A 337-nucleotide genomic window follows, 5' to 3' on the forward strand; every position below is an offset into this window, starting at 1 on the left:
CCATAACGCCCTGTGCTGCGGCATAACCATTCAGTGAATGCCAGGCGTGGCAGAAAGCACATAAGCTGTAAGGCGGGCCGTCTTCATGAAACAGTTCCTGCTCTTTCTCTGACAACGACTCTGTACTGGTGATTTCAGCTTTCTGTACATGGCGGAGTGAAAGACGTCTGGCAGACAGCCGGGCCTGCTCAAGCGCCCGTTCAGCGGCTTTTACTGCCGTGTTGTACTTTTCCTTTTCGCCGGTTGCGACTGGTTCACCACGCTTTTTTAACTTATCCAGATGTTCTGTGGCCTTATTAAGACGAACTCGTGTGTCACTGATTGTGTCGGTAAGCTG

Annotated in this window: 1 pseudogene; it reads right to left on the reverse strand. The window is 51.3% G+C overall.

What is annotated here, in order from left to right:
* Positions 1-337 (reverse strand): annotated as a pseudogene (locus RTW80_RS28075) (conjugal transfer protein TraT); the annotation flags it as partial.

Source organism: Escherichia sp. AM3 (assembly GCF_032029835.1).
GTDB classification, from domain to species: domain Bacteria; phylum Pseudomonadota; class Gammaproteobacteria; order Enterobacterales; family Enterobacteriaceae; genus Escherichia; species Escherichia coli.